Annotated in this window: 16 protein-coding genes and 2 tRNA genes; 8 read left to right on the top strand and 10 right to left on the bottom strand. The window is 69.0% G+C overall.

All coding sequences use genetic code 11. The features are described from left to right. Positions 1–14: 14 nt before the first annotated feature. The 4 genes from gltX to HV826_RS02390 all read left to right on the top strand — a co-directional run bounded on the left by gltX (position 15) and on the right by HV826_RS02390 (position 2,262). Complete coding sequence (gene gltX, locus HV826_RS02405; protein WP_176415383.1) at positions 15–1,454, top strand: glutamate--tRNA ligase; 1,440 nt, start codon at positions 15–17, stop codon at positions 1,452–1,454. Positions 1,455–1,512: 58 nt separating this feature from the next. Further along, on the top strand, positions 1,513–1,920 hold the full coding sequence (locus HV826_RS02400) for a hypothetical protein (protein WP_176415382.1): 408 nt from the start codon (positions 1,513–1,515) through the stop codon (positions 1,918–1,920). A 69-nt stretch (positions 1,921–1,989) separates the two neighbouring features. Next, positions 1,990–2,060, top strand: a tRNA-Gln gene (locus HV826_RS02395). Between the two features lie 130 nt (positions 2,061–2,190). Beyond that, positions 2,191–2,262 (top strand) — tRNA-Glu (locus tag HV826_RS02390). Positions 2,263–2,384: 122 nt separating this feature from the next. On the opposite strand, the gene HV826_RS02385 is transcribed toward HV826_RS02390, so the two are convergent. Then, positions 2,385–3,374: a response regulator gene (locus HV826_RS02385; protein ID WP_176415381.1), complete on the bottom strand. Its 990-nt coding sequence runs from the start codon at positions 3,372–3,374 to the stop codon at positions 2,385–2,387. Between the two features lie 51 nt (positions 3,375–3,425). Here HV826_RS02385 and HV826_RS02380 point away from each other — a divergent pair, with 51 nt between their 5' ends. Continuing rightward, positions 3,426–4,010, top strand: coding sequence for a hypothetical protein (locus HV826_RS02380; RefSeq protein ID WP_176415380.1), 585 nt, complete (start codon positions 3,426–3,428; stop codon positions 4,008–4,010). Here HV826_RS02380 and HV826_RS02375 read toward each other — a convergent pair. After that, entirely contained in the window at positions 3,982–5,139 is a 1,158-nt protein-coding gene (locus HV826_RS02375) for a sensor histidine kinase (protein ID WP_176415379.1), read from the bottom strand. The genes HV826_RS02380 and HV826_RS02375 overlap by 29 nt on opposite strands. Positions 5,140–5,274: 135 nt before the next feature. Further along, on the bottom strand, positions 5,275–5,559 hold the full coding sequence (locus tag HV826_RS02370; protein ID WP_176415378.1) for a DUF2795 domain-containing protein: 285 nt from the start codon (positions 5,557–5,559) through the stop codon (positions 5,275–5,277). Between the two features lie 184 nt (positions 5,560–5,743). Between HV826_RS02370 and HV826_RS02365 the strand changes: the two genes are divergently transcribed. Beyond that, a complete protein-coding gene (locus HV826_RS02365; protein WP_176415377.1) occupies positions 5,744–5,992 on the top strand; it encodes a hypothetical protein in 249 nt (82 codons plus the stop codon). Between the two features lie 68 nt (positions 5,993–6,060). Here HV826_RS02365 and HV826_RS02360 read toward each other — a convergent pair whose 3' ends face one another. The 7 genes from HV826_RS02360 to HV826_RS02330 all read right to left on the bottom strand — a co-directional run bounded on the left by HV826_RS02360 (position 6,061) and on the right by HV826_RS02330 (position 15,036). Continuing rightward, on the bottom strand, positions 6,061–8,022 hold the full coding sequence (locus tag HV826_RS02360) for a pyruvate dehydrogenase complex dihydrolipoamide acetyltransferase (RefSeq protein ID WP_176415376.1): 1,962 nt from the start codon (positions 8,020–8,022) through the stop codon (positions 6,061–6,063). A gap of 6 nt (positions 8,023–8,028) precedes the next feature. After that, a complete protein-coding gene (locus tag HV826_RS02355; RefSeq protein WP_013939245.1) occupies positions 8,029–9,015 on the bottom strand; it encodes a pyruvate dehydrogenase complex E1 component subunit beta in 987 nt (328 codons plus the stop codon). A gap of 53 nt (positions 9,016–9,068) precedes the next feature. Then, positions 9,069–10,190: a pyruvate dehydrogenase (acetyl-transferring) E1 component subunit alpha gene (gene pdhA, locus HV826_RS02350; protein WP_163779968.1), complete on the bottom strand. Its 1,122-nt coding sequence runs from the start codon at positions 10,188–10,190 to the stop codon at positions 9,069–9,071. Between the two features lie 135 nt (positions 10,191–10,325). Then, positions 10,326–11,072: a hypothetical protein gene (locus tag HV826_RS02345; protein WP_176415375.1), complete on the bottom strand. Its 747-nt coding sequence runs from the start codon at positions 11,070–11,072 to the stop codon at positions 10,326–10,328. Positions 11,073–11,172: 100 nt separating this feature from the next. Beyond that, the gene (locus HV826_RS02340) at positions 11,173–12,738 is read right to left on the bottom strand and encodes a hypothetical protein (protein WP_176415374.1); all 1,566 of its coding nucleotides are present in this window, start codon (positions 12,736–12,738) and stop codon (positions 11,173–11,175) included. A 74-nt stretch (positions 12,739–12,812) separates the two neighbouring features. Then, a complete protein-coding gene (locus HV826_RS02335; RefSeq protein WP_176415373.1) occupies positions 12,813–14,276 on the bottom strand; it encodes an MFS transporter in 1,464 nt (487 codons plus the stop codon). 79 nt (positions 14,277–14,355) lie between these two features. Beyond that, the gene (locus tag HV826_RS02330) at positions 14,356–15,036 is read right to left on the bottom strand and encodes an NUDIX hydrolase (protein WP_176415372.1); all 681 of its coding nucleotides are present in this window, start codon (positions 15,034–15,036) and stop codon (positions 14,356–14,358) included. A 143-nt stretch (positions 15,037–15,179) separates the two neighbouring features. Here HV826_RS02330 and HV826_RS02325 point away from each other — a divergent pair, with 143 nt between their 5' ends. Beyond that, positions 15,180–17,564, top strand: a complete 2,385-nt coding sequence (locus HV826_RS02325; protein WP_176415371.1) for a bifunctional UDP-sugar hydrolase/5'-nucleotidase — start codon at positions 15,180–15,182, stop codon at positions 17,562–17,564. Continuing rightward, on the top strand, positions 17,565–19,535 hold the full coding sequence (locus tag HV826_RS02320) for a hypothetical protein (RefSeq protein ID WP_176415370.1): 1,971 nt from the start codon (positions 17,565–17,567) through the stop codon (positions 19,533–19,535). Positions 19,536–19,604: the final 69 nt, after the last annotated feature.

The following is a 19,604-nucleotide window of genomic DNA, read 5'->3' as shown; positions in this document are numbered from 1 at the left end:
ATCCGCGCGCCCGTATGCCTCCTGCCCTTCGCGTCCGCTTCGCTCCCTCGCCTACCGGCTACCTTCACATTGGCGGTGCCCGTACGGCGCTGATGAACTTCCTCCAGGCGCGGCGCCAGGGTGGCACCTTCGTCCTTCGCATGGAGGACACGGACCAGGGCCGCTCCACGCCGGAGTCGGTGCAGGCCATCCTGGACGGGCTGAACTGGCTGGGCATCGACTGGGATGAGGGCCCCGGGAAGGAAGGCCCCTACGCCCCCTACTTCCAGATGCAGCGGCTGGACACCTACCGCAAGCACGCCGACCAGCTCATCGCCGAGGGCAAGGCCTACCGGTGCTACTGCACGAAGGAGGACCTCGACGCGCAGCGGCAGGCGGCGGAGAAGGCGGGCGGCGCGTTCAAGTACCCGGGCACCTGCCGTGAGCGGACCGAGCCCCCCGCTGGACGCGCCGCCGCGGACGCCGTCATCCGCTTCAAGATGCCCGCGGGCGAGGGCTCCGTGTCCTTCACCGACAAGGCGCTGGGCACCATCACCAAGACGCACAGCGACCTGGATGACTGGGTCATGATGCGGGCGGACGGCATCCCCGTGTACAACTTCGGGTGCGTCATTGATGACCACCTGATGGACATCACCCTGGTCGCGCGCGGCCAGGAGCACGTCAACTCCACCTTCCCGCAGCTCATGCTGTACCAGGCGCTCGGGTGGACACCTCCCGACTTCGCCCACCTGCCGCTCATCCTGGGCCCGGACCGCGAGAAGCTCTCCAAGCGCAAGCACCCGGAAGCGGATGTCATGGTGCACAAGCGCAACGGCGTCATGCCGGAGGCGCTGCTCAACTTCGTCATCCGGCTGGGCTGGAGCCACGGCAACGACGAGGTCATCAGCCGCGAGCAGATGCTCGAGTGGTTCGACTTCAGCGACGTGGGCACCACCTCCGGCGTGTGGAACCCGGAGAAGCTGCTGTGGCTCAACCAGCAGTGGATGAAGCAGCTGCCGGTGGAGACCGTGGTGGAGCGGCTGCTCCCCTTCCTGGAGGCCAAGGGCGTCCAGGCGAAGGGCGACCCGCGGCTGGAGACGCTGGTGCGCACGCTGCGCGAGCGCTCCAACACCCTGGAGGAGATCGCCACCACCGCGGCCAACGTCTACTTCCGCGCCGGCATCACCCTGGACGAGAAGGCCGCCACCAAGCACCTCTCCGGAGAGTCCCTCAATCTGCTGCGCAAGGTGCGCGAGACGCTCGCCGCGCTGCCGGAGTGGTCAGTGGAGGCGCTGGACGGCGTGGTGAAGCAGGTGAGCGAGGCCTCCAGCGTCGGCATGGGCAAGGTGGCGCAGCCCATCCGCGTGGCGCTCACCGGAAACACCACCAGCCCAGGCATCGGCGAGACGCTGGTGCTGGTGGGCCGCGACGAATCCCTGCGGCGCATCGACGCGGCGCTGACGCGCGGTTGAGCCGTCAGGCGCAGGTAGCGGTGGACGTCAGCAGCGCAGGCCCCTATCTTTCGGACCCATGATGGGTGCCCTTGACAGCCTGAAACGTGGTTTTTATAAGGCGCGCCCGCTCGGAGCGGCGCTGGTGGCGCTCTGGGCGGTTTCAGCGGGCGCCGAAGTCGTCAATGGCGCGCAGTTGCCGGATGGGTCCAGGCGCGTCGGCGAGAATCGCTACCGGTCGCCCAGGGATTTCGATGGCACGATGGACTACTACCGCGCGGTCTACTCGACGAGCGGTTACCCCCGCCGGCAGATCGTGAACCAGCCGGGCGTCAAGGCGGTGCACATCACCAACCCCTCGGGGAAGAACTTCGCGGGGCTGAACATTTACGAGGCGAACGACGAGGTTCGCATCTACATCGTCCCGACCCAGCAGGCAGCCAGGCCCGCCAAGAAGCCGACGACGACGAAGAGCAGGAAGAAGTAAACGCCGCACCGAAGTTGTTGCAGTCCCGAAGTGGTGTTGGTAGAGAAGCGCCGCAGCCGAGCAGGTCCTTGGGGAATCGTCTAACGGCAGGACAGCAGACTCTGACTCTGCTTATCTAGGTTCGAATCCTAGTTCCCCAGCTTGTCGTCCCGCAGTTGCAGTCCTCGTCAGTCCGAAGCAACCTGGGCAGCACGAAACAAAAAGGGTTGACGAAGGCAGACGAAAAAAGGTAGAAATCGCGGGCAGTTAGCAGCGCCTGAAGCAAGTTTTGGCCCTGTCGTCTAGCGGTTAGGACGGAGCCCTCTCACGGCTCAAACTCGGGTTCGAATCCCGGCAGGGTCACACTGAGACGCCCACCTTCTGAAAAGAAGGTGGGCGTTTCGCTTTGCGGGCTAGACGCCGACGGCCCGGCGACGCTGTCGAGGCGCGGCCTGCGCGCTCCTCCCCACGCCTCGGCGGGGGCCTCAGGGGAGCGGCGCGGCGATGCTCTGCCGGAAGGTGGCGAGCGCCGCCGCGAGCCGATCTTGCGCCCGCTGCACGCCCCTGCGCAGCAGCAACATGCGCACCTTCTCCGGCAGCGCGACGGCGCCCTGGCTGGTGCCGAAGCCCACCAGGTCCATGCGCAGCGTAATCGCCTCCAACAAGTCGCCCAGGTCCGCCTGGGGACTGGCGAGCAGCAGCACGTCCGGCGGTTTGCGCTGAAGGCGCTCGGCCAACGTGCGCCACTGGGGGTCGCCCGTCTCCACGATGACGACGTCCACGCGCTCCAGCTCGGGCGCGTAGGGCGGCAGCTCCACCGCCTCGAAGCCGGCGTCCTGCATGACGGCGACGGTGTTCGCGCTGCCCACGACGGCCACCCGGCCATTGAGGCCCAGGCGCACCGCTTCCTCGTAGGCCCGCAGCTCCGCCTCCAGGGCTTCGTAGGCGGGCTCCGGCGCGTCCTGTCCGGAGGCCAGGAGGGCCGCGGCCTCTCGGGCCACCTCTCGCGCCTGCTCCCGCACGAGCAGGCCCGCCGTCCGGCGCTCCAGGGCGGCGCGCACCTTGGCGCGCAGCACCCGCAAGTCGTCAAAGGGCTTGAGGATGTAGTCACTGGCGCCCGCGGCGAAGGCGGCGACGACGCTTTCGGAGCTGGCGTAGCCGGTAATCATCACCGCTTCCAGGGACGGCTGGAGACGGCGCGCCTCGGCGATGAGCTCCACGCCGCCCATGCCGGGCAGGTTCTTGTCCGTCACCAGGACATCGAAGCGCTGCTCGGCCAGCAGCGGGAGGGCCTCCTCCGCGCTCGCTGCCAGCGTCACCACCAGGTCGGCATCTCGCTCCAGGAGGCGGGCGCAGATGTCCAGCACGACGGGCTCGTCATCCACCACCAGCACCGTCGACGCGAGCGTCCCCCCTTCCCCTCCTTCACCCTCACCGGTTTCGAACGGGAGCTCCATGGCCACGCAGATTCGCACAGCTTACTTCCAACTACGAAGCCCGCATTTCAGGCCCGCTATGCTGGGGGCGTGGCGAGCTTCGAGGACGCATTGCAGGACAACCGGGTCCCCGGGCGGCTGGGCGACGTGAGGCTGCGCTATGACGGCGGACGGCTGGTGGGCGAATCCCTGCCGCCGCCCTGGGCGCGGCGTGTCCTGCCTGGGTTGTTCGTCGGCGTTGGGCTGGGGTGCGCGGTGGGCGCCGCCATCCTGGTGGGCGTCCGGGAAGGCGCGACGGCGGCCTTCACACTGGGCCTGCTGGCGGCGGCCCTGGTGGGGCTGGCCCTCAAGCTGGAGTCGCGGCTGGGCCGCCGGCGCTTCATCCTTCACTTCCGCACCGAGTCCTTGCGGCTGGAACAACTGGCCCGGACACCCGGCGCCACCCGCGCGGCGGTGGTGCCCTTCGACGCGGTGCGGGCCGTCCACATGGTGGAGCGTCCCGGGCCTCGCTACGCGCTGGTGGTGGAGTACGCGCAAGACAACGAAGAGGGCCCGCTGCGCCGCGCGGTGCTGGTGGAGGATATCCGCGCCGCCGAGACACAGACGCTGCACCGCGTGTGGCGCATGCTCAGCAACGCCTTCGGACTCAGGGGAGCGGGGCTCGCCGGAGGGTGATTTCGATTTCGGTGCCCTCCCCTTGCGTGGAGGACAACCGGAGGCTGCCGCCGAACTGCGTGACGAGCTCGCGGCAGATGGACAGGCCCAGGCCGGTCCCCACGCCCACGGGCTTGGTGGTGAACATGGGCTGGAAGACGCGCTCCTGCAGCTCCATGGGAATGCCGCAGCCGTTGTCCGCCACGGTCAGCACCACGTCGTCGGCACGCGCCGTCCACCGGACCTCGATGCGCCCGGGACGTCCCGTGGTGCCCATGGCCTGCGCCGCGTTGACGATGAGGTTGAGCAGCACCTGGCACAGCTTCACCGGGCCGAAGGTGACGCGCACGGCCTCGCCGTTGCTGGTCAGCCGCGCCCGCTCCCGCACCTCGGCGCGCGCCAGCTTCACCGCGAAGGACACCACCTCCGCGACGTCCGCCGTGGCCTCCAGGTCCTCACCGCGCGCCTGGGCGCGCAGGCCCAGCGCCACCTGCCGCAGGTGCTCCGCGCCCTCCGCCAGGTCCTTGATGAGGGCGGGCAGGTCCTCCACCGTCTCCGCCACGGTGGCGTCGGGGTCCGTCTGCAGGTGCCGCGACACGTACTGGATGACGCTGCCCAGGTCGCGCTGCAGCGACACCACGTTCTGCGACAGGTAGCCCACCGGCCCCATCAGCTCGTGCGCGATGCCCGCCGTCACCTGCCCCAGGGTGGCCAGACGCTCGGACTTCATCATCCGGCCCTCCACCTCGCGGATGCGCAGCTCCAGCCGGGCAATCTTGAGCGCGTCGTCGAGCGCGGCCTGGAGCTCCGTCCGGTCCCACGGCTTGACGAAGTAGCGCGTCACCTGACCGCGGTTGACGGCGTCGATGACGGCCTGCATGTCCGCGTAGGCCGTGACGAGCATGCGCTTGGCGTCCGGCGCAATCGTGCGCGCCCGCTCCAGCAGCTCCACGCCCGTCATGCCGGGCATCCGCTGGTCGGAGAGGATGACGCCAATCTCGCCCCTGCGCTGCTCCAGGAGCGCCAAGGCCTCGCTGGGCGAGGAGCTGCGGAAGATGCGGAAGCGCTGCCCGAAGTTCGCGTCGAAGACCCGGAGGTTCAGCGCGTCGTCGTCGACGTAGAGGACCGCGGGGAGTTCAGACGGGTTCATGACGCTCCTCCTGGCCAGCGTCCCATGAAGGGGGCCAGGCTGGTAAGGCCCAGGATAGCGCCTCAACCCCTTCGCGATCTGCTGGGTACCGCGCGCACCACCAGGATAGAGCGAGCGCCTGACGCGCCGCACCTCTCAGCGCGAAGAAGCCGACTGCTGCGGAACCGTGGCCTCCAGGTCGCCTTCCAGCGCCCGGGCCACGGCGTCCACGGAGCCGAAGCTGGCCCGGGGCAGTGAACCCAGGAGCGAGAGCACCAGGGCCGGGGCCTCGTTCTCACGGGCCACCCAGGTCAACTGCCGCGCGGACAGCGGAAAGACGGCGCCTTCCAGCGCCTGGTGCAGCGACGCCGCGAGCGGCAGCGGCGGGCCTCCGCGCGACTCCAACTCCGACACACCCTGGGCAAGCCGTTCGCGTGTCATGTCGTCGTTCATTGGGAGCAAGTTAAGCAGCGAACACCCACGGCCGCCGACCTTTTTTTCGCGCTCGTGGGGCAGGCAGGGGGGCAAGCCATGCAACCCGCTTGTGGGTGGTCAGCGCACGGCGCACGTCCCACCGTTACCGCCACGAAGCGTGCCGGATGGCACCTGCTTGGGAGGACACGACATGGCGGACAGCAAGGGTAAATCCGAGGAGACGAAGCAGAACGCAGCCGGAGACAACGGTTACGCGGAGCGCATCGAGCATGTGGAGGGAACGCACCCACAGCCCTGGCCCGGAATCCGCGGTCGCTCGGACGACGAGGAGAACGAGCTGCCGACGGGGACGTCGCGCGAGCGGCAGGCAGGCGTGACGGAGACCCAGCGCAAGCTGGAGCAGGAGGCGCATGGCCGCAAGGAGCCGACGCGCAAGTAGCAAGGGCAGGCCCTGCCCCGCCCTCGCGTGCCCCAGGACGGGCGCGCGGAGCGGGGCAACGGGACGGCCTAGAACAGCAGCCGCGTGGGGTGCTCGAGCAGCCCGCGCAGCTCGCGCAGGAACTCGGCGCCAATGGCACCGTCGATGACGCGGTGGTCGCACGACAGCGTCGCGGTCATCATCTTCCGGACCGCCAGCTGACCGTCGCGCACCACCGCCTTCTCGGAGACGGCGCCCACCGCGAGGATGGAGGCCTGCGGCGGGTTGATGACGGCGACGAACTGGTCGATGCCGTACATGCCCAGGTTGCTGACGGTGATGGAGCCGCCGGTGTATTCCTCCGGCCGGAGGGCGCGCTTGCGGGCGCGCTCCGCCAGCTCCCGCACGCCCGACGCGATGGCCTGCAGGCCCTTCTGGTCCGCATCCCGGAGGATGGGCGTGATGAGGCCCTCCTCCAGCGCCACCGCGATGCCCACGTCCACGCTGTGGAACTGGACGACCTTGTCGCCCTGCAGCGAGACGTTGATCTTCGGGTAGCGGCGCACCGCCATGGCCACGGCCTTCACGATGAGGTCGTTGACGGAGACCTTGAGGTCCAACGCCTTCGCCTCTTCGCGCACCTTCGACGCCGCCTCCATGTCCACCTCGATGGTGAGGTAGAAGTGAGGCACGCCGGGCTTCACCTCCGTCATCCGCTGCGCGATGACCTTGCGCATGGACGAGAGGGGCACCACGGTCGGCTCGGGACGCACGCCCGGAGCGGGCTGCGCGGCCGGGGCCTTCTTCGCGGCGGGAGCCGCCGCCGGTCCACGCGCGAGCGCCTCCTCGATGTCGCGCTTCACCACGCGGCCGGACGGACCGGAGCCGCTCACCTGGGTGAGGTCCAGCCCCTTCTCACGCGCGATTCTCTTCGCCACGGGGCTGGCGCGCAGACGCCGGCCCCCCGCCTGGGCCGGGGCCGCCGGAGCAGGCGCGGCCTTCGGCGCCGCCGGAGCGGGCGCCGCGGGCTTCTCGGGAGCCGGAGCGGACACCGCGGGCTTCGCCGCAGGCGCGGACGGAGCCGCCTTGGCGCCCTTCGCGGTGAGGTACGCGATGGGCGCGCCCACCTTCGCCATCTGGTTCTCCCCGACGACGATTTCCGCCAGGGTGCCGTCGTCGTAGGCCTCGATTTCGAGGTTGGACTTGTCCGTCTCCACCTCGGCCACGGCCTCGCCGGAGGACACCTTGTCCCCCTGCTTCTTGAGCCACTTGACGATCTTCCCCTCCGTCATCGTCGGGGACAGGCTCGGCATCTGGATGGCGATGCGGTTGTCGCCGCCACCCGACGGCGCGGGCTGCGCGGGGGCCTCGGGCGCCGGCGGGGGCTTCTGCTCGGGAGGCGTCGCGGCGGCGGGGGTGGGCGCGGCCTGCTTGCCGGCGTCCACCTTCTCACCCTTCGCGCCGAGGTAGGCGATGGGCGCGCCCACCTTGGCCAGCTCGCCCTCGCCGACGAGCACCTGCACCAGGTACCCGTCGTCGTAGGCTTCGATTTCGAGGTTGGACTTGTCCGTCTCCACCTCGGCCACGGCCTCGCCGGAGGACACCTTGTCCCCCTGCTTCTTGAGCCACTTGACGATCTTCCCCTCCGTCATCGTCGGGGACAGGCTCGGCATCTGGATGGCGATGCGGTTGTCGCCGCCACCCGACGGCGCGGGCTGCGCGGGGGCCTCGGGCGCCGGCGGGGGCTTCTGCTCGGGAGGCGTCGCGGCGGCGGGGGTGGGCGCGGCCTGCTTGCCGGCGTCCACCTTCTCACCCTTCGCGCCGAGGTAGGCGATGGGCGCGCCCACCTTGGCCAGCTCGCCCTCGCCGACGAGCACCTGCACCAGGTACCCGTCGTCGTAGGCTTCGATTTCGAGGTTGGACTTGTCCGTCTCCACCTCGGCCACGGCCTCGCCGGAGGACACCTTGTCCCCCTGCTTCTTGAGCCACTTGACGATCTTCCCCTCCGTCATCGTCGGGGACAGGCTCGGCATCTGGATGGGAATGGCCATGCGCGTTCAGGCTCCCTCGCGGTACAGCACCTTCTTCACCGCGGCGATGATCTTCGGTGCGTCCGGCTGCGTCGCGTTCTCCAGGTTCGCGGCATAGGACATGTTGACGTCCAGGCCCGTGACGCGCTCCACCGGCGCGTCCAGGTCGTCGAACGCCTTGGACTGGATGATGTCCACCACGGACGCGCCCACGCCGGCGAGCACCCAGCCCTCCTCCACGATGACGGCGCGGTTCGTCTTGCGCACGCTCGCCAGGATGGCCTCCTCATCCAGGGGCCGCAGCGTGCGCAGGTCCAGGACCTCCACGCTGATGCCCTCCTTCGCCAGCTCCTCGGCCGCCTGCATGCAGAAGTAGTACATGCGGCTCCAGGTGATGATGGTGACGTCCGTGCCCTCGCGCTTCACGTCCGCCTTGCCGAGCGGCACGACGTGTTCGCCCTCCGGCACCTCGCCCTTGATGGCGTAGAGCCGCTCGCCCTCGAACATGACCACCGGGTTGTCGTCCCGGATGGCCGCCTTGAGCATGCCCTTGGCGTCCGCGGGCGTGGCGGGCGCAATCACCTTCAGGCCCGGGAAGTGCGCGTAGTTGGCCTCCAGCGCCTGGCTGTGCTGGCTGGACAGCCGGCCACCGGCGCCACCCGGGCCGCGGAACACGATGGGGCAGCGCAGCTGGCCACCGGACATGTGCCGCAGCTTGGCGGCGTTGTTGACGATCTGGTCCATCGCGAGAATCGCGAAGTTCCAGGTCATCATCTCCACCACGGGGCGCAAGCCCACCATGGCCGCGCCCACGCTCAGGCCGGTGAAGCCCAGCTCGGCGATGGGCGCGTCGATGATGCGCGCGCTCCCGAACTTGTCCAGCAGGCCCTGCGACACCTTGAAGGCGCCGTTGTAGCGGCCCACTTCCTCGCCAATCAGATAGACGTTGGCGTCGCGCTCCATTTCCTCGGCGAGCGCCTGGTTCAGCGCCTCGCGGTACATCAACTCGGGCATCGTCGGCTCCGACTCGAATCTGAAAAAGGGTTGGTAGACAGGTCAGCGCGCGCCTAGCGGATGAGGCCCGCCTTCTTGTCGGCCGCCTCGGCCTGCTCGCGCGGCTCCAGGTCCCACGTCACCTTCAGCTCCTGGCCACTGGGGTACTTCGGCCAGTTCACCTTCTGACCCAACACGCGCTCGCGGGGGCGCACGTCTTCTTCGCCCTCCTCCACGATGGTGTCGCGCCACAGCTCGTCCAGGCTGGGCTCGGGCGACTCGTCGGCGAACTTCACCGCCTGGTCCACCCGCGCCTTGATCTCCTCTTCGATGGACTCGAAGACGTCGTCCTGGGCCAGCCCCTGCTTCTGGATGTAGGCGCGCAGCTTCGGGATCGGGTCGCCCTTGCGCTCCGCCTCCACCTCCTGCTTGGTGCGGTAGGTGGCGGGGTCGGCCATGGAGTGACCGCGGAAGCGGTACGTGTTGGCCTCCAGCAGCACGGGGCCCTTGCCGGCGCGGCAGTACTCGGCGGCGTCCTTGACGGCCTCGTACATGGTCAGCACGTCCATGCCGTCCACCGGCTCGCCGCGCATGTCGTAGGCGCTGGCGCGCTTGTAGATTTCCGGCACCGCCGACGTCCGGGAGATGGCCGTGCCCATCCCGTAGCGGTTGTTCTCGCAGATGTAGATGACCGGGAGCTTCCACTTGGACGCCATGTTGAGCGTCTCGTGGAAGGAGCCCTGGTTGGCGGCCGCGTCGCCGAAGTAGCAGAGCGTGACGCGGTCCTCGTTGCGGTAGCGGCTGGCGAAGGCCATGCCCGCCGCCAGGGGAATCTGGCCGCCGACGATGCCGTAGCCGCCATAGAAGTGATGCTCGATGTCGAAGATGTGCATCGAGCCGCCCTTGCCCTTGCTGTAGCCGGTGCCCCGGCCCATCAGCTCGGCCATGACCATGCCCGCGTCGCTGCCACGGGCCAGCGGCTGGCCGTGGTCACGGTACGCACTGAGCATGTAGTCGTCCGGACGCAGGGCTTCCGCCGGTCCCACCGCCACGGCCTCCTGGCCGATGTAGAGGTGGCAGAACCCGGCGATCTTCCCCAGCGTGTACTGCTGACCCGCGCGCTCCTCGAAGCGACGGATGAGGTACATCTTCCGGTACATGTCCAACAGCAGTTCTTTCGAGTACGGGCTGGCCACCGCGGGATGCCTCCATGCAGGCCGCCCCCGGGGCTCCCGGGGCGGCGAACGCCGAGCGACTCAATAGCGCGCGGCAGGGGGACTTCAAAGCCTTTCAAACCCCGTCAACACCGGGCCTTATTCAGGCGCGGTGCGTCAGGAGCCCAGCGCGAAGTGCGGGACGGAAATGACGCCGTCCAGCAACTCCACCGGCCGGCCCGAATGGTCCGTGGCCAGATGGATGACGGTGGCCTCTGGAAACTTCCGCCGGTAGTCGTTCGCGTGCGTGGGCTCGTTGTCGAAGGCAGCCACCACGCTCCCCAGCCGGCCCAGCCGCGCGTGCGCCTCCCGCTTGAAGGCGTCGTCGTCCTCGGCCAGCGTGGGCTTCATCACCAGGTGCACCCGGTCGTCATCCGGCAGCGCCAGGCCGTGGCGGAGCATGCAGGAGACGGAGCCCTCCCGCATGGCCTCGTGGCGGCCGGTGACGTAGACGAGCCGCGCGCGGGTGGCCACCACCGCGTGGGTGAAGCTGGCCGCGCCGTCGATGGCCTCGTCGTCCACGCAGTAGTCGCTGGTGAAGAAGCGCTCGGCCCAGAAGCGGCGGGCATCGGCGAATTGGGACTCCACCAGGGCGTCCTCCAGGCCGCAGGCGCGCATGGCCTCCTTCATGTCCCAACCCGTCACCCAGTGGCGCGGCTCGCAGGCGGCCAGCACGGCCAGCGAGCGGGCGGCGCCATACTCCCGGAGGATGCGGGCCTGCCGGGGCCGGTTGTCGAACAGGGTGGAGTCCAGGTCGAACGCCAGCACGGCGGAGGAGCCCAGGGAGCTGGCGCGCGCCAGGATGGAACGCAGGGTGTCACGCCAGTCGTCGCGGATGCGCTTCTTGAAGTCGTCGTAAGCCATGTGCGCCCGGGAGATTACCCGCGCGCGCGCCAGGGTGCCGCCGAAACCTCAACCAGGGGCGTCATGCGCCCCCCTCCCTGCCTGGAGCGTCGCGCCCACCTCACGCCGCGGACTTCCACCCCGAACGGCTGGGCGGCGTCCCGGGGCCGGGGTCCGTGAAGCGCTGCATGCGCTGGATGCCGTTGCGGTCCAGCACCAGGCGCACGAACTGGACGGAGTCCTGACGGCGGTCCTTCTCCTCCTCCACCACCGTGAAGCGGAACACCATGTCCACCGGGTAGCGCTTGGTGCCCCGGATGTGGCCCACCGACAGGTCCGCCAGGTCCACGTACTCCAGCGCCAGCTCCGGCTCGTCCATGTCGCGCAGGAAGCGCTCCACGTTGAGGCGGAGGATGTCCGTCACGCCCGTCAGGCCCCGCTGCGTGCGCGGCAGGTGCCGGGCATCCAGGACAATCTGCTTCTGGTACCGGATGACCGTCTCGGACAGCTCGCCCTGCGTCGCGGTGAGGAAGTCGTCGCGCTGCCGCAGCGCCGACACCGTTTCCGGCACCTTCAGCGCGGGCCCGTAGTCCACCCGCTCCTCACACGCGCCAATGACGCGCCCGGTGACGGGGTCCACCAGGTTCGTGGTCCGGTCCGCCAGGTGCATGGCCGCCACCCGGCTGAGCATCCGCCGCAGGCCCTCCTTGATGCGGTCCTTCACCATGTACCCCACCACGAGGATGAGGAAGAAGTTGAGGCTGGCCTGCGCGTAGCGCTCCTGGGCCCAGAAGGCCACCGAGGTGGCCACCGTCATCGCCACGCCCGCGGCCAGCGCGAAGAGCATCTCCTCCCAGCCCTGCCGCTTCTGCCGCCGCTTCGACGACAGGAACAGCACGTTCATGCAGAACTTCTTCAGGAACCCCAGCCGGAGGATGTACTCCTCGTTGTCCCCCGTGGGGCTGAGCACGCTGCGCAGCCGGTGCTCCTTGCGGTACGCCTCCTCCCGCAGCACCGCCTCCATCAGGCCCTTGCGCAGCCCATGCCACGGCTCGCCGCGGGGCAGCGCCTTCATGTCCGCCACCGAGCGCCGGAAGCCGCCCTCCACCAGGAGGCTGACGTATTCGTCCACCAGCCGCAGCGACGCCCGCGAGCGCTCCTGCAGGTGCAGCTCCCCCACCGCGCGCAGCCACATGCGGAAGCGCTCCAGCACCCGCGTCACGCCGGCCTGCATGGCGATGACTTCGGACTCCAGCACCGCGCACGCGTCCGTGGGCAGCGCCACCGGCCCCTCACACCGCGACTCCACCCCGGTGGCGAAGCGGCGCAGCGCCCCGCGCAGCACACAGGACAGGAGCTTGGCCTGGTACACGACGTCCTTCTCGGACCCCATCCCCGTGCGCAGCCACGCCTCCAGGCGCACCAGCGGCGAGGTGTCCGAGGTCAGCAGCTCGTTCACCGCCATCACCGGCGTCTTGAAGCGCACGTAGTTGTGGATGTCCGCGTAGAAGTCCGCTCGCGGGTACGTCTCCGCGTCGATGTTCAGGCTCCCGGGCAGGAAGAGATACGCCTCCACGAGGTAGCGCGTCTCTTCCACCCCGGAGGGCTGGTACTCGAGCTTGATTTCGAACTGCTTCCGGTCGTGGACCTCAAAGCGGCTCTGCAGGGGTGCGGGTAACTGGGACACCCCTGGAGTCTACGTTACATCCCTGTCACGCGGGAGTGACCCCGACGCCACACCTCGTTGGGGCCACACGGATATCACCCGCCAGTGCCGGTCCGGTTCGCTGGCGCCGCTGGAGGCACCGGCAGGGTGGCCGGCACGGGCGTGGACTTCGGCTGGGGCCGGGCGTTCCACACCTGGGTGGCCAGCAGCAGCCCCAGGAAGGACAGCGGCAGCATGGCGTAGGGCCAGTTGCCCCAGTTGGCGGCCGTCTTCGCCTCGTCGCCCATGGGCAGGATGGACCCCAGCAGGATGGACTGCAGCGCGGTGCCCGCGTACACGGCGCCGTCGATGATGCCCACCGCGAGGCCGGCGTTCTTCTTGCCCCCGAAGTCCATGCTGGCCGTGCCGGACAACATGCCGTGCACGCCGATGACACACAGGGACATGAAGATGACCGTCCAGCCCAGGGCGACGCTCTCCAGGACGAACAAGGAGATGACGGCGCCCACCGACATGCCGGCGTAGAGCACGGCGGACACCGGGCCGCGGCGCGAGTCGAAGACGCGGTCGCTGATGATGCCGGCGAACATGCCGCCGGTGATGCCCGCCACGCACAGCAGCATGCCCCAGTTGGCCGCGACGAACGTCTCGCCGATGCCCGTCGCCTTCGCGAACTTGGGGTACCACTGCATGATGGCGTTGCGCATGAAGCCGCTGCAGAACTCGATGCAGAGGATGATGATGATGGCGCGGTTGGTCAGCATGCGCTTGAGCACGCCCGCCACGCCCAGCGCGGGCCCCGTCTCTCCGGAGGACGCGTCCGCGGTGTCGAAGTCCGGGTGCCCCGCGTGGCCGGGCGTGTCGCGGATGACGAAGAAGTCCAACACCAGGAACACGGCGAGGACGGCCGCGGGCACGAAGAACGCCCAGTAGGTGGGCGCCGCCTTCACGATGAGCCGGCTCCAGTCGTAGGCGAAGTAGACGCCCAGCGAGATGAGGATGCCGAACACGCCGCCCAGCAGGCCGCGCTCGCGCACGTGGAACCAGGCCGCGTTCACCTTGACGATGGAGACCGCGCCGAAGCTCTGGAAGTACATGTTGACGGCGTAGAGGAACGACAGCGTCGCCACCAGGCCGCCCGGCGGCGCCCAGTCCCGCGTCAGCACCGCGTACACCACGCCGCCCATGGCCAGGTTCGCCACCGCCGAACCCGCGGCCGACATCAGGATGGTCTTCCGGCCCCCCAGCCTGTCCGTCAGCGGGCCGTTGAGCAGGAAGGCCACGCCGTAGACGGCGGTGCCCCACGCGAAGATGGTGCCGAAGTCCGCGTTGGAGGTGCGGTCCCCCATGGCGCTGGTGGCCACGTTGAGGTTGTAGCGTCCCATGTAGAGGAACGCGTACGTCATGCCCAACGGGAACCAGTTGAAGAGCCGGCGGCGCTTGAACGCCTCCGAGTGTCCCAGCTCCACCTTGGGCAGGCGCGCGAGGACGAGGCCGATGGCCCCCAGGAGGATGAGGATGGGCAGGAACTGGGCCAGCCAGGGGGGCAGCGACGACATGCAGCGACCTCTGCGGTGGATTTCGGAACGCCGCGCACCCTACCCCGGCACGCGACGGCGCGAAACCAATGCACGCCCGTCAGGACGGGAGCGCGAGCAGCCGCGTCAAGGAGACCTCCGTCTTCGCGTCCGGGATGTCACCGCGCCGGCACGCGTCCAACACCTCCTGGATGGGGCGCCAGTGCAGCTGCGTGCCCTCCTCCAGCGGCGACCCATCCCCTTCGGGCTCCTCGGGTGAAAGGTCGGTGACATCCACCGCCGCGGGGAACACCTTTTCGGACAGGATGCCCGGCGCCAGGAAGAAGGCGCCGCCCAGCAGCCGGATGTCCTCCGGCTTCACGCTGAAGCCGGCCTCCTCATGGACCTCCGCCGCGGCGCGGCGACGCAGGCCTTCCTCGCCCTTGTCCTCCGGCTCCAGCAGTCCCGCGACGATTTCTTCCACGCGCAAGTAGCCAGACGCGGGGTCTGGAACCGTCATGGCGCCGCGGTTGTCCTTCCGGAAATACGCCGCGGGCCGGAGGTTCATCCGCGTCAGGACCTCCAGGCCTGACGCACCGCGGCGGTAAACGAGCACCGCCACCGCGTCCAACCGGGGCCGGTCCACCACGTCCACCCGGTAGACGGGAGAGGAGGAGCCGTCCGCGCGCCGGTTGCGGCAGCGCAGCCGCCGAACCCGGAGAAAGCCCTCGTCGCATCTCGCGGTAGACGAGAAATCCTCGATGATCTCGATGTCAGTCACACTGGAATGACGCTGCCGCATGTCCGCCTGCTCTCCTGAGGAGTAGGAACGCCAATGGCCGGAACCTGGCCCGCCATGGTGGCGTTGCTTGCTCGACAAAGCTCGATCCCGTACCTTGCGCCCGCTTTACCGCTGTCTCCCCCCCGAAACACGGAATTCTCTTGATGCGTCGCCTCCTGCTCGGCCTCTGCTGCGCCCTGGCCTCTGCTTCGTGCATGCCGGTGCTGGAAGGCCAGGACTACAACCTCGAGGGGCAGGAGGTGCGTCTGACGCTCCTTCATACCTCGGACATCCATTCGCGCCTCATCCCCTACGACTTCACGCCGTTGAAGACGGACGTGGACCTGGGGACCATCCCGGAAGCGGGCCCCTTCGGTGGCGCCACGCGCATGGGGGCGCTGCTCAAGCGCGAGCGCTCCCGTGGCGAGCGGGTGCTGCACGTGGACTCGGGCGACTGCTTCCAGGGCGCGCCCATCTTCAACCTCAACACCGGCGAGGTGGAGTTCAAGTTCCTCTCCGAGGCGCGGCTCGACGCGGCCGTCGTGGGCAACCACGAGTTCGACGCGGGCCTGCTCAACTTCACCCAGATGGCGCAGCAGCACGCGGTGTTCCCGCTGCTGGCCGCCAACTACTTCTGGGACGACTGGCGGGCGAACGGCAACCACCAGACGGCCCTGGAAGTGGAGCCGTACACCATCCGCAACGTGAAGGGCCTCCGGGTGGCCATCATCGGCATGGCCAACATCTCCTCGCTCAACTCCATCGTCGAAGGTGGCAACAGCCTCCAGGTGACGCCGCTGGAGCAGAACGAGGCGGCGCGCGCCTACGTGGACCTGCTGCGCCCCGTCACGGACCTCATCGTCCTGGTCAGCCACCTGGGCCTCCACGAGGACCAGGACGTCATCCAGGGCTACGAGGCCTATTACGAGTTCGGCCGCGCCAAGGCCTACGTGCAGCGCCAGAAGGAGCCCTGGGAGGTCCTGGAGTGGTTCGGCCCCGAAGGGGACGACAAGTCCGTGGTGCGCGTGCGCATCCCCGGCGTGGTGGGCGTGGACGCGGTGATGGGCGGCCACCTGCACGTCGTGCTCAACCCGCCGCAGCTGCTCACCGACCCCGCGGGCCGCAAGGTGGTGCTCGCGCACTCCGGCGCGTTCGCCAAGTACGTGGGCCGGCTGGATCTGGTGGTGAAGATGCCGGAGGTGCTCGGCGCCGGTGAGGGCGGCGAAATCGTCAGCCAGGACTTCCGCGTGTTCCCCATGGACGCCCTGTGGTGCGACGACGCCATGCGCCGCTTCCGCCACGACAGCAGCGTGTTCTGGGAGGAGGGCCAGTTCCTCCGCGACGAGCGCGTCCGTCAGGCCATCCAGGCGTGCAGGAACCAGGAGGACCGGATGACCACGCACCTGCTCCAGCCGTACATCCTGGGCATGGACTTCAACCTGCAGTTGACGTCCATCTTCTCCTACGCGCCGCGCGACGTGCAGCGCCGCAACAACTCCACGGGGGGTGACTCGCCGCTGGGCAACATCGCCGCGGACTCCATGCGCAAGCGCCGCCGCGTCGAGGCGGAGATGGCGCTCACCAACTCGCTGGGCATCCGCGACAACCTCTACGCGGGCGTGGTGAGCCAGGAGTCGATGTTCAACGTGTTCCCGTTCGAGAACACCATCAACATCATGTACCTCTCCGGCAAGGAGATGCAGGAGCTGTTCGACTTCGTCACCGAGCGCTCCGCGGAGCGCGGCTGCGTCAGCCAGGCGCAGATCTCCGGCGCCCGGTTCACCATGGACTGCGCCCAGGTGCAGGTGAACGACCTGCAGACCGCCTGCGACCCGGCGCTCAACGGCACGGACTGCCCCAACCAGGACCGCCAGGGCCACGCGCCGTGGCAGTGCCTGGTGGACCAGAGCACCGACTCCAGCGTGGGCCGCTGCTACGCGCACCCCGGCACCGACATCCAGATCAACGGCAAGCCGCTGGACATCACCGGCACGTACAAGATCGCCGTCAACGACTACATCGCCAAGGGTGGCTCGGGCTTCAACATCCTCAAGCGCAACACCACCCGCATCGAGACGGGCATCTCGCTGCGCGACTCGCTCATCGGCTACATGCAGGACTTCTGCACCTGTGAGGACATCCTCGCGGGCAACCAGACGTCCAAGGCGGGCCACTACTGCGGCAACCTCATCAATGGCCGCTGGACGGTGAACGAACAGGTGGTGGGCTCCTGCCGCGCCGCCTCCGACTTCAAGGCCGCGCTGAACAAGCAGGTGGGCAGCTGCGCCTGCAAGGACCTGCTGTCGCTCCCCTCGGACGCCGCGGAGCGCTGCGGCGTGCCGGGCCTGACGGCCGAGGACATCCAGAGCCAGTGCAACGTGCCCGAGGGCCCGTACACCGGCCGCTGCAACTGCCGGGATGTGCTGGCGGGCAACAACCCCATCTGCGGCACGGTGACGAACCAGCTGCGGAACTTCTGTGAGAACCCCACCTCCGTGTCCATCGCGGACGCGGTTGAGGATTCCCGTATCGGCCGGAGGGTGAAGTAAATGAAGCGCCTGCTCTTCCTGTCGGCCCTGGTGGCGGCCGGCTGTTACACCCAGGAAACACCTCAGCCAGAGGGCGTCGCCTCGTTCCGGGTCAACCTCACGGGCATCTACACCGGCGGCACGCGGACGCCGCTGCCGGTGGTGAACGAATGCGCCACCGCGCACGGCGGCCAGGACCAGGTGCCGCTGGAGGTCCGCGGCACGGCGGACTGCCGGCTGTCCCTGCCCCTCACGCCGGTGGACTTCGACGTGGAAATCACCGCCCTGGACGCGAACGGCCAGCCCATGGAGTCGTTCAACGGGCCGGTGTCCTTCCGCACGGTGCCGGGCAACCTGACCGGTGAGTACCGCTACCGCTGGACCCAGCTCACCAACGGCCGGGGCACCGGCACGGTGCGCTCCGGCCAGCTCTACGGCGACGCCCACGTCTGGGTGCAGGACGAGGCGCCCCAGGTGGACTACGCCGACGGGCAGGTCATCCCCGGCGAGCTGCCCCAGGAGCCGGCGACCCGCACCAACTCCACCGGCCTGTCGCGGCTGATGAAGTTCGAGGAGCCGACCATCCCCACGGTCCAGGTTCCGCAGAACAGCGATCAGCTCACCGCGTATGCCGGGACGTACATGCGCATCGGGCGCAACCCGGAGGCCGGACCGCCGCTGCTGCAGAACTGCCCCGAGGGCGACCCGAACGACAAGCAGCCGGTGACGCTGCTGGTGACGGGCACGGACCCGGGCGGCTTCTTCGTCACGGACATGACGGCCTGCCGCGTGGGAGAGAACAGCGTCCCGGGCGCCAACATCCAGACGGGTGAGCCGGACGGCTACTACCCCGGCCGCTTCAACTCGCTCTACATCTACAACTACTCCTTCCCCGAAGGGCTCGACCCGGGCGACCTGCTGTGGTCGGTGTCCGGCTCCGTGCAGGAGTTCACCGCCACCACGCAGCTCACCTTCCCCGCCTGGACGGTGCGCGAGCGCGTCCGGCTGCTGCCCCAGACGGAGTGGGACAAGTACCTGAAGCTGTCGCCGCCGGTGGAGATCAACGGCCGGCTGTGCGGCTACAGCGGCTCGCTCTACATGACGGACCCGCTGTGTGGTTACAGCTACGGCAACTACAAGATGGAGAGCCTGGAGTCGTCGCTGGTGAAGCTCAGCCGGGTGAAGTTCCCGCGCGTCTTCCACAACTGTGACGCCAACGGCAACGGCACCGTCCCCTTCTTCTGTCCCAACACCCGCGCGGGCACGTGGGGCAGCTGCGGCACGGACAACCCGAGCGACCCGGACATCTCTGAGCGGCAGTGCAACATCGACTGCACGCTGGGCGTTGGCCAGTTCGCCGGGGTCCACTGCGCCGAGCGCAACACGTACAACGGCTTCGGCCAGTTCGTGGTGGAGATGAACCCCACCGGCGCCGCCGAGGCGGGCCTGGACGAGTCCGTCCCCGGCCGCATCCAGACCTTCACCGCCACCGTCAACGCGGACCCCACCATCGTCAACTGGGCCCAGTCGGACACGTTCAGCACGGACCTGCGCATCAACGTGTCCTGCGACAAGCCGGCCAACGTGCGCTTCGGCGCCAGCGGCACCCCGGTGGCGCTGGCGGCCCAGACGCCGCTGCAGCACACCATGGCGGCGGGCGAGGGCACCGTGTACGCCTCCGTCCAGAACCGCGAGGACGGCACCCTCACCTGCAAGGTGGCGGCGGACGCGCGCACGCGCATCAACCTGGTCACCAAGGACGCGGTGCCGGACCTGGCGCCCGACTGCAGCGAGGATGACCCGGACGCCGAGGCGGCTCAGCAGTGCCGCAATCTGCGCGCGGCCAGCTTCGACGTCGTGGGTCACCTGCGGCAGGTAAGCGCTGCTCGCCCGCGGTGGAACGTGCTGCCTCGCGACGTGGACGACATCTGCTGCTACCCCGGCCCGGGCATGGAGTGCCCGCGGCCCATCCGGCCTTGCGTCATTCCGTAGTCTTCTGATGATTCTCGCGACCCGGTGACGGGAAGCAGGGAGGAGCGGTCCCCCGGACCGCTCCGTGGA

This window comes from Myxococcus sp. AM010, assembly GCF_013372585.1.
Classification (GTDB): domain Bacteria; phylum Myxococcota; class Myxococcia; order Myxococcales; family Myxococcaceae; genus Myxococcus; species Myxococcus vastator.
Note: the sequence above shows the minus strand (reverse complement) of the source record. Positions and strands in the feature narration are given on the sequence as shown.

What these genes read in the sequence shown, in the direction of transcription:
- gltX (WP_176415383.1), top strand. Translation starts at nt 15, where the DNA reads ATGCCTCCTGCCCTTCGCGTCCGCTTCGCTCCCTCGCCTACCGGCTAC.
- HV826_RS02400 (WP_176415382.1), top strand. Translation starts at nt 1,513, where the DNA reads ATGATGGGTGCCCTTGACAGCCTGAAACGTGGTTTTTATAAGGCGCGC.
- HV826_RS02375 (WP_176415379.1), bottom strand. Translation starts at nt 5,139, where the DNA reads ATGAACCCGTCTGAACTCCCCGCGGTCCTCTACGTCGACGACGACGCG.
- HV826_RS02370 (WP_176415378.1), bottom strand. Translation starts at nt 5,559, where the DNA reads ATGACACGCGAACGGCTTGCCCAGGGTGTGTCGGAGTTGGAGTCGCGC.
- HV826_RS02365 (WP_176415377.1), top strand. Translation starts at nt 5,744, where the DNA reads ATGGCGGACAGCAAGGGTAAATCCGAGGAGACGAAGCAGAACGCAGCC.
- HV826_RS02360 (WP_176415376.1), bottom strand. Translation starts at nt 8,022, where the DNA reads ATGGCCATTCCCATCCAGATGCCGAGCCTGTCCCCGACGATGACGGAG.
- HV826_RS02355 (WP_013939245.1), bottom strand. Translation starts at nt 9,015, where the DNA reads ATGCCCGAGTTGATGTACCGCGAGGCGCTGAACCAGGCGCTCGCCGAG.
- HV826_RS02345 (WP_176415375.1), bottom strand. Translation starts at nt 11,072, where the DNA reads ATGGCTTACGACGACTTCAAGAAGCGCATCCGCGACGACTGGCGTGAC.
- HV826_RS02335 (WP_176415373.1), bottom strand. Translation starts at nt 14,276, where the DNA reads ATGTCGTCGCTGCCCCCCTGGCTGGCCCAGTTCCTGCCCATCCTCATC.
- HV826_RS02330 (WP_176415372.1), bottom strand. Translation starts at nt 15,036, where the DNA reads ATGCGGCAGCGTCATTCCAGTGTGACTGACATCGAGATCATCGAGGAT.
- HV826_RS02325 (WP_176415371.1), top strand. Translation starts at nt 15,180, where the DNA reads ATGCGTCGCCTCCTGCTCGGCCTCTGCTGCGCCCTGGCCTCTGCTTCG.
- HV826_RS02320 (WP_176415370.1), top strand. Translation starts at nt 17,565, where the DNA reads ATGAAGCGCCTGCTCTTCCTGTCGGCCCTGGTGGCGGCCGGCTGTTAC.